The organism is Streptomyces sp. NPDC048411, from assembly GCF_040704695.1.
Lineage (GTDB): Bacteria > Actinomycetota > Actinomycetes > Streptomycetales > Streptomycetaceae > Streptomyces.
Window position 1 is genome coordinate 1 of the sequence record NZ_JBEZKL010000228.1, and the last position, 6,988, is coordinate 6,988.

The window sequence follows — 6,988 nt, forward strand, 5'->3', positions numbered from 1 at the left end:
GGAAAGAGGAACGCCCCGCCGATGGGCGGGGCGTGGTCTGGTCGCAGACCATCAGCCGCGGGGGCCGCATTCAAGATCTGGCAACGGTGGGTTAGCCGCGCAACTCTGCTGCGCCCCTGGAGCGCAAGGACTTCCCGCGCGTTTCCTGTGGCCTCGAAGTCTTCAAGTGTGTCGAACGCCCGGTACACGGACGCGAAGGAGCCCCGGTGGTGCAGTAGCTGCTAGGCACTGCTCTCGCCCTCCCCAGCGATCCCCGGTTCAGGCTGCCTCCAGCTTCACCCCACCGCTACGGCGGCGAAGCGGCGGTGGTCTTCCACCTCCGTCCGAAACAACAGCACTGACACGGTTCTTACCGGCACCCCGATTGGTTGCTGTGGATAACTCCCTTCCCGAGAAGGGCCGATCGGTAGGTTGAGCAGGTGACAGCAAGGATCTTCTACATCGACGACTCGGGAGCGGAGAGCACCGGGTACGTCGTCTACGGCTGGGCGGAGATCGACCTCGCACATTGGAGCGCAGCTCTGCGCCTGCTGCTCAACTTCCGCAAGAAGCTGTACGCGGACACCGGTATCCCTGCCGACTACGAGCTGCACGCCACGCAGTTCATCCCCGGCCGCGGAACCCCGTCGACCAGAAGAGCGTGGAACCGCCAGAAGAGGAACCGGCGCCAGGTGGCCCAGGCCAACCTCGCCGCCATTGCGGCCATGCCCGGCACGCGGGTGGGCGCGGTGTGGCGGCACACCAACGAGAAGGGCCGGGCCTACTACGACCAGCGCGCGGCGGTGTACGGGGCGCTGCTGGCCGACATCGACGCCCGGCTCGGCGCGGCCGGCGACCACGGCATCATCGTCAGGGACGGGGACGGGTCGGATCTGACCTACCAGCGCGAGCACCGCAAGCTACGGCTGGCCACCCGGCACATCGTCGAGGATCCCTGGTTCATCGGCTCGCACAACAGCCAGCCGGTCCAGGCCGCCGACCTGCTCGCGTACACCGCGTACCAGGTCGTCCAGCGGCACCCGGGCAAGGGCTTCATGTGGGACTGGTGGAGCCAGCAGCTGCCTGCCGCCGCAGCTTCGCGCCGGATCTGAGAAACACAAAGGCCCGGCACATTGGCCGGGCCTTGAGGAAGCTAGACCCGGTGCTCCCACGTACGTAGGCCAGGTCTGCACAATCAGTATGCCACACAGCGCGCAGCGTCACACCCGAATGACGCTCCGCGCATCGACGTCGTGCGCTCGCGCGCCCTGCCGGTCAAGGTCCTCCAGCAGAGGGGATTCGCCGGAGCGGACAGCGCGCCGTTCGCATCCCGAAATCGAACATGCGTACCATTCATGTGTGCCCACGTACGACTTTCCCGAGGACCTGCGCGACGCCCAGCTCGCGCTGCACCAGACCCGCGCCGCGTACGAGGAGTACGCGCAGGCGTTGCCGTGGTCGGCCGAACCGATGCCCGGGTGGGAGGCCGACAAGCAGCTCCACAGCAACTACCGGTCCCACAAGGGCGACTCTCCCGGGTACACGGAGGGGCAGGCCGCGGAAGTGCGCCGGTTCCAGGATGAGCTGCTCCGGCTGAGCATCGAGGTGTCGACTCACCCGTACTGGGCGACGCTCGGCAGCGGTGTGGTGGCGGCCAGGATGGCGCTCAAGCACGCCCACGAGGTCCAGGCGGCGTAGCCGTGTCCAACCCCGGATCGATGTCCCGCCTCGACAAGCTGCGGGCCCTTGAGGAGTGGCTGGACTGGCAGCTGCGCCAGACCCGCGGTCGGATCCGGGAGCTTGAGGCGCAGGAGCAGGAGAAACCGCTGGGCGAGGCGCGGAGCGAGCAGGGGAGCCGCCGGCCCGAGGAGCAGCAGGCCATGGAGCGGCGCCCGCGTACCCCGGACTGGGGCATCACCGAAATCGGCATCGGCACCCCGCGGGCGGCCGGGGCCGGGCTAGCGGCGACGACGCCGGCGCTGCCGCCGCCGATGATGACGCCTGCGACCTGCGGCGACGCCTAGCCGTCCATGAGCGCGAGCGCGGCAAGCGTCTTACGTACCCGCTCGCCGAGGTCGATCTGCCCGGCCTCGTGGTGCGCGGCTGGGAAGGAGCGCACCGGGGGCTTCTCCTTCCACTGGAACGTGGAGCGTGCGGCGCGCCGGACGTAGACCATCGCGCCGACCGCGTTCTGGTGGAAGACGATCTCCAGTTCCGCGAACCGGTCCGCACCCCGCCCGGGGTCGCTGACGAAGAAGATCTGGTACAGGCCCCTGCGCGCCTCCGCGTCGGGGATGTACTCGTCGATGAGCTGGGACCCGTTGACGCGGTACCCCTCTTCGGCGAAGGCGTCCAGGACCGCCTCGTACAGCGGCGGGGCCGCGATGTGCAGGAAGTCCAGGTCCCGGACCGGGGATTCCGACTCCCATTGCAGCCAGGTGGTCAGCGACACGTCCACGCCGAGCGCCTGTCCGGCGAGTTCGGTGACGGGGCACTCCCAGGGCAGGCGGCCGCTGAACGGGACCCGCTCCTCCGCGCCGGGCGCCACGGTCAGGGAGTAGCGACGGACGTTCAGACCCGTCACCTCGTCGTCCGTGATCGTGCCGTTGTAGTAGTAGCCCTTGGCCACGACATCGAGGTTGAGGTGATCGATCTTGAAACCCTGGCTGCCGCCCTTGAGGACGACCTCCCCCGCGATGTCCTGCCCGGGCACCAGGTGGAACGTGGTGATCTGCGTGTCGATCTCCGGCGGGTCGTCGTTGCCGCCGTTGCCGTTCCCGTTGCCGATCCCGAACAGTCTGCGAAAGCCCATCTCGCGCGCCCTCCCCTGGCTGTGCATGTGCCTGCGGCCGCAGCATAACCGCTGCTCAAAAGGCCGGTCCGTGGCTCCTCTTGGCTCCCCTTGGCTCATCCCTGTAGCGGGTGCGTCCTCCCCCGTGCGGTGGAGGCAGTTCGACCTCGCGACCGACATGCGGCGGCCACGGCCGGGGCCAGCATGGACGTCATGACGCCAGCGACCGGCCCTCGCCCCGTCTTCGCCCCTGCTCCCGCCCCCGCCTGGGCCCGCCGCGCCGCCCACGCCATCGCGCTGTGCGCCGTCCCGTCCGGCCTGTGGCGCATAGCCATGGCCTCCGGTGTCTACGTGGGCTACAGCGACCAGGTGCTGCGCGACGTCTTCGACATCCCGGGCTGGGGCATCGCGTACGTCGTCGGACTCTCCGTCCTCGGCGAGCTGGGGTGCGACCGGGCACTGATCACAGCGCGCCGAGCGCAGTGTCCGGCCGGCACACCTCACAGGCCGGGGCTCCGTCAGCGCGAGCGGCAAGCGCCTGCTCCCGGCTGATCGCCCGCAGCCGCTTTCCGGCGGTGAAACAGTCGCCACAATGGACCTCGGACTGCCGGGTGCCGACACCGATGTCGTCGATGCCCCAGTCCGGGGTACGCGGGCGCCGCTCCCTGCTACGTCGCTCCTCGACCCGCGGCTTCCCCTGCTCGCGCCTCTCCCGTGCCCGCTGCTCCTCCTGCTGATGCTCCTGCCGCTCCTGGGCCTTGAGCTCCCGGATCCGGCCCTGGGTCTGGCGCAGCTGCCAGTCCAGCCACTCCTCAAGGGCCCGGAGCTTGTCGAGGCGGGATATCGATCCGGGGTCGGACATGGCTACGCGGCCTCGTCCGCGGCTTCGTGGACGTGCTTGAGGGCCATCCGGGCGTCCACTACTCCGCCTTCGAGGGTCGTCCGGTACGAGTGCGTGGCCACCAGGGCGCTCAGCCGACGCAGCTTCTCCTGGAAGTCGGCGACCTCCGCGGCCTGCTCCTCCGTATACCCGGGGCTGTCCGCCTTCCCGGAGCGGAAACTGGTGTACGGCTGCTTCTCGCTCTCCCAGCCGGGCATCGGCGCAGCCGACCACGGGAGCGTGGTGGCGTACTGCTCGTATGCGGCGCGGGTCTGGTGCAGTGCGAGCTGGGCGTCGCGGAGGTCCTGGGGAAAGTCGTACGTGGGCACACATGAATGGTACGTGCGTTCGATTTGCGAGCGGTGCGCTGACCGTTCCAGCGAATCCCTCTGTCGGAGGAATGCACTCTGACCCGAGTGGATACGGAGCACCGCTTCACGGCCCGCACACCTCCGTGGGCTGCAGACACAGGACTGCCCCGGCTGGTCCGGGGGAGGCCAGTCGGGGCAGTCCTGTGTGCGGTACGGAGGGTGGTCGCCTCTCGGCGGAGGGCTCCATGGGGCTTCAGCCGAACGATCTTCCCCATGGGCTAGAGGTGAGGCCCGGGGGCACTGTCCCCTCCGTACCCACAGGTTGATGAACGGTCAACCAGTCAGGATCATTCCCGTACAGGCTCCAGTCTTTGGGTGACGCCCTCTCGCAGCACCGGAGCTCTGCCGGTTCCGGGCAGGATGGGAAGTGCGGGGACCGGCTGCCCGCGGTGCGGGAGGCCGGCCCAGGATGTCGATGTTTGGCGTTGTCACGTTGACGGCGGATGACTGGTCGGTAGAGCTTCGAAGCGTGCTGGGGTGTGGTTCCGGTGCCCGTTCAGGCCGCGGCCGGCCGGCAGATGTTCTCGGTGATGTGGTCCCAGACGGTGAAGCGGATGGTCATCTCGAGGCGGTGTTCGGCGGCGGTGCGGAGATGTCGCCGGGGACGGAAGTGGGGGGAAATGCTGCTGAACGCGGACAGGAACCGTTGGGCGGCGCCGGCGCTGCGGAAGCCCTTCATGGCCCGTTCCCGCTGTCTCGTGGGTTGGTGAGAGTTCTCGGCCCGGTTGTTCAGCCCTTTGTGAGCACGGTGTTCCACCGAGGGCATCAGCTCCCGGTGGGCGACGCCATATGAGCGGAGCGGCGCTGTCACGTTGGCGGATGACATGGTTGGATCTTCGGGTTGATCATGCTGGAGGGGGATCGTCGTGGTGAACCCGGCGCCGCCGTACAAGGGGCACCGCTACCCGGTCGAAGTCATCTCCCACTGCGTGTGGCTGTACTTCCGGTTCCCGCTCAGCTACCGCGAGGTCGAGGAACTGATGCTCCAACGCGGCGTGATCGTCTCCTGCGAGACCGTGCGCCGCTGGTGTGCGAAGTTCGGCCAGGCCTACGCCGACGGGCTGCGCCGCCGCCGGCCGCGGCCCGGTGACAAATGGCACCTCGACGAGGTCTTCATCAAGATCAACGGCAAGCGGCAGTACCTGTGGCGGGCGGTGGACCAGGACGGCACTGTGCTGGACATCCTGGTGCAGTCCAAGCGGGACGCCAAGGCCGCCAAGCGGTTCATGGCCAAGCTGATGAAGAAGCAGTGCCGGGTACCGAGGGTGCTGGTCACCGTTCAAAGCGGCATAGTGCACCGCCGTCCGGCCCATCCGATCCCGCCCCTGGTCCCCTCGCGTCATGACCCGCATCCTCCCCGGGGCTTGACGAAAGAGATAGGGGCACCCCCCACCTGCTGGACCCATTTACCGGTTCGGTCACGCCGCTTGCCGCGTACCCCCGCACCGAAGACGGGTGAATCCGTCTCACGGTGGACCTGGCGCCGGGTGCCGTGAGCATCGTGCGGCTGTCCCGGGCCCTCCGGTGGCGTCTTCGCCCGGGACGTCACCGCGACGTCGGCCGACGAGGTCGTCACCGCCGACGGCCGGACGTTCGAGGTGCGGGCCGCCAATGCGGGCTCCTGTCGCACCACGTTCGACAACGGACGCTCGGTGGACGCCCTCGTCCGGAGGTGCCCGCGCCGTTCGCCCTGGAGTCGTGGAAGCTGGACGTGGAGGACTGGCGGCCGGGTTCCAGCGCCACCGAGACCGTCCATGTGCAGCACAACCGTCGCTGCCGGACGGGCTGCTGCCGTGGTCGCAGATCACCGGCCTGGAGGACGTGTCGGGCGTGGGTACCTACCGCGCCACCTTCACCCCGGGCAGGGAGTGGACCGAGGGGACCGGAGCACGGTTGGAGCTGGGCGAGGTGTGCGACACCTTCCGTATCCGCGTCAACGGCCACGCCCTTCCGCCGGCGGACCAGGTGACGCGGGTGGTGGACCTGGGATCGCGGCTGCGGCACGGCCCCAACACCATCGAGGTGGAGCTGGCGACGACGCTGCTGAACCGGCTGCGGGTGGCCGACGCGCCGGTGTTCGGCGCCGCCAAGCGTCAGGCGTACGAGCTGCTGGGCCCGGTGCGGGTGGTGTGCCGTACGGGACCACGGCCGTGCACGCATGAGCACCAACGCCGGGCTGAGCACGCGGGCCGGAGCGGGGACCAACTGCCCCTGCACCGGCCCGAAGCGGCGGACGGGGACGTCGGAGAACGACCGTGACCGCGGCCGGGCGGCGCGGGCACGGCGGAACGCGGAACATCGGGGCCCCTGAGCAGGGGGCGGCCCGGTGATTCTCGGCCCTGCAATGTCTCGGCCTCCGAAAGCCCGGCGCTCCGGGCCCCGGTGGTAACGCTCGCCTTGCCAGGGTGACTGTCCGGCTGACGGCGGGCTGACGCGCCGCGCCCGTAAGTACGGAAAGGCCCCTTCCGTCATGGGCTCACGCTGCCCGGATCACCTCCGTGATCTCCGCGCCCGTACGGGCGACCACCGTGGTGCAGCCTTCCTTCAGCGGCGCCGGCAGCAACTCTTCGTCTTCCTCCCGCTGGAGGACGACGGTCCCGCCGGGAACGATGAGCACCGCGTCGAGCCGCAGCAGCAGCCCTGCGAGGAGGTCCATGACCCCCTCCCCTCCGAAACGGTTGAAGGTGATGTTGGTGGGGCTGCTGAAATAGACGTCCGCCATCTCCCCCGTTCCCGTGCTCACCTGGAGGAAGTGCAGCCCGGGGTCCCGCGCCACCACATGGGGGTCGAGGACCTCGTGTGCGGCGTTCATGTCGAGCAGCGCCGGCTCACCGTTCTCGAACCGGCACACGTAGATGTCAAAACTCATGGGTCTCTCCGTATCACGGAAGGTCGTCGGCTCACCGCAGGCCCGGCCGATCCCCATCAGAAAGGAAATTTCCATGGATGAGCAGGATGAGCGCTTCG

The 6,988-nt window shown here is 68.9% G+C and carries 9 protein-coding genes and 2 pseudogenes; 6 read left to right on the forward strand and 5 right to left on the reverse strand.

Annotated elements, in window-relative coordinates:
• Positions 1 to 419: 419 nt before the first annotated feature.
• The 3 genes from AB0915_RS37545 (at position 420) to AB0915_RS37555 (ending at position 2,003) form a co-directional block, all read left to right on the forward strand.
• Positions 420 to 1,091 (forward strand): DUF3800 domain-containing protein, encoded by a 672-nt coding sequence (locus AB0915_RS37545; protein ID WP_366695666.1) that lies wholly within the window; start codon positions 420 to 422, stop codon positions 1,089 to 1,091.
• Between the two features lie 247 nt (positions 1,092 to 1,338).
• Positions 1,339 to 1,677: a hypothetical protein gene (locus AB0915_RS37550; protein WP_366695668.1), complete on the forward strand. Its 339-nt coding sequence runs from the start codon at positions 1,339 to 1,341 to the stop codon at positions 1,675 to 1,677.
• 2 nt (positions 1,678 to 1,679) lie between these two features.
• A complete protein-coding gene (locus AB0915_RS37555) occupies positions 1,680 to 2,003 on the forward strand; it encodes a hypothetical protein (protein ID WP_366695670.1) in 324 nt (107 codons plus the stop codon).
• Here the strand turns inward: AB0915_RS37555 and AB0915_RS37560 are convergent.
• On the reverse strand, positions 2,000 to 2,791 hold the full coding sequence (locus AB0915_RS37560) for a sporulation protein (RefSeq protein ID WP_366695672.1): 792 nt from the start codon (positions 2,789 to 2,791) through the stop codon (positions 2,000 to 2,002). The genes AB0915_RS37555 and AB0915_RS37560 overlap by 4 nt on opposite strands.
• Positions 2,792 to 2,974: 183 nt before the next feature.
• On the opposite strand from AB0915_RS37560, the pseudogene AB0915_RS37565 reads away from it, so the two are divergent.
• Positions 2,975 to 3,214 (forward strand): annotated as a pseudogene (locus tag AB0915_RS37565) (hypothetical protein); the annotation flags it as partial.
• A 19-nt stretch (positions 3,215 to 3,233) separates the two neighbouring features.
• On the opposite strand, the gene AB0915_RS37570 reads toward AB0915_RS37565, so the two are convergent.
• The 3 genes and pseudogenes from AB0915_RS37570 to AB0915_RS37580 form a co-directional block, all read right to left on the reverse strand.
• Positions 3,234 to 3,632 (reverse strand): DUF6233 domain-containing protein, encoded by a 399-nt coding sequence (locus AB0915_RS37570; protein WP_366695674.1) that lies wholly within the window; start codon positions 3,630 to 3,632, stop codon positions 3,234 to 3,236.
• Between the two features lie 2 nt (positions 3,633 to 3,634).
• On the reverse strand, positions 3,635 to 3,979 hold the full coding sequence (locus tag AB0915_RS37575) for a hypothetical protein (RefSeq protein ID WP_366695676.1): 345 nt from the start codon (positions 3,977 to 3,979) through the stop codon (positions 3,635 to 3,637).
• A 538-nt stretch (positions 3,980 to 4,517) separates the two neighbouring features.
• Positions 4,518 to 4,832, reverse strand: a pseudogene (locus AB0915_RS37580) (DDE-type integrase/transposase/recombinase); the annotation flags it as partial.
• Between the two features lie 58 nt (positions 4,833 to 4,890).
• Between AB0915_RS37580 and AB0915_RS37585 the strand changes: the two are divergent.
• Positions 4,891 to 5,517, forward strand: coding sequence for an IS6 family transposase (locus tag AB0915_RS37585; RefSeq protein ID WP_366695681.1), 627 nt, complete (start codon positions 4,891 to 4,893; stop codon positions 5,515 to 5,517).
• A gap of 202 nt (positions 5,518 to 5,719) precedes the next feature.
• A complete protein-coding gene (locus tag AB0915_RS37590; protein ID WP_366695677.1) occupies positions 5,720 to 6,280 on the forward strand; it encodes a hypothetical protein in 561 nt (186 codons plus the stop codon).
• A gap of 217 nt (positions 6,281 to 6,497) precedes the next feature.
• Here the strand turns inward: AB0915_RS37590 and AB0915_RS37595 are convergent, their stop codons facing one another.
• Positions 6,498 to 6,890, reverse strand: a complete 393-nt coding sequence (locus tag AB0915_RS37595; RefSeq protein ID WP_366695679.1) for a hypothetical protein — start codon at positions 6,888 to 6,890, stop codon at positions 6,498 to 6,500.
• Between the last annotated feature and the right edge of the window lie 98 nt (positions 6,891 to 6,988).